Raw genomic sequence first — 1,064 nt, forward strand, 5'->3', positions numbered from 1 at the left:
GACTTAATTAAAAATACGGGGGTTTATAAACTCACTTTTTTTGATAATTTACCAAATAATAATCGACTAGATTTATTTTCAAACTTTTACTCAATCCTCGATGCAAACTAATCATATTTTTCATGTGAGAGAATACTCCACCTTCAAGTGCATTTGTTGTATTTGATATTGCTATGTTTTTATAGTTTTTGTAGGTAAATAGATGAGGGAGATTAGTTTTTAAACTTCTATAAGCAGCTCTAACCCGTGGATGAGTATAATGAAGTTTACCTGTAGTGTTTGAGATTGTTTTTTCATCTAGAAACACTTGATACTCCTCATACCATTCATCAAGCTTTTGAGTGAAGCTCTTTTGGTTTGTCATAGTTAACCTTGAAACTATTTTCTTTAGTTCTTTGCCGGCTTCAAGTTTTGGTTTCATAGTGATATATCTTTGTACAATCTTCTTTTGATGGAAGTAGCACATTTGTATTGGAATGTCTTTAAACGCTTTATATAAGCCTCTCTTCCCATCCAGAGTAACACTTATGATTGTGTATCCAAGTCTAATAAGTTCTTCTTTTAAGTATCTGTAGTCTTGAACTACCTCACTTTGGATATGCTTCCAAATTAATATTTCTTTAGATTCGACATCCTTAAAAACAAGAGTACCTAATTTGTCTTTTCTCTTGCCATAAAAGGTTGCATCACATACTAAGTTTACTGCCCTTGGATTATGTACTTTCTCATCAACAATATACTCATCTCTTTGCTTCATAATCCAAGGTATAGATCTATCAAATTTAGATGCAAGTTGTTTGAGAGTCTGTCGGTTTAAAAAGTATTCTTGAAAGATGATTTTTTGAAGTTGTTCTGGTCGTCTTGTATGTTGAAATTTCTTCTTACAGTCTTTACATAAATATCTCTGAATACCTCTTCTTTTTCCTATCTTTATAATGTTTTTTAAAGAGCATTTGGGACAGATTTTAGAGCTTTTTTATAATCCATTATAGAAACACCTTGGTTTCTTACCAATATACCGAAGTTTGATTGAGTTTTCAAACCCCTATTTTTTTAATTAAGTC

The 1,064-nt window shown here is 31.1% G+C and carries 1 protein-coding gene; it reads right to left on the bottom strand.

All coding sequences use genetic code 11. The features are described 5' to 3' along the window. Window positions 1-31 precede the first annotated feature (31 nt). On the bottom strand, window positions 32-964 hold the full coding sequence (locus tag GBG18_RS14975; RefSeq protein ID WP_444543870.1) for an IS256 family transposase, variant Zn-binding type: 933 nt from the start codon (window positions 962-964) through the stop codon (window positions 32-34). Between the last annotated feature and the right edge of the window lie 100 nt (window positions 965-1,064).

The sequence above is a fragment of the Poseidonibacter ostreae genome (genome assembly GCF_009208075.1).
In the GTDB taxonomy this organism is placed as follows: domain Bacteria; phylum Campylobacterota; class Campylobacteria; order Campylobacterales; family Arcobacteraceae; genus Poseidonibacter; species Poseidonibacter ostreae.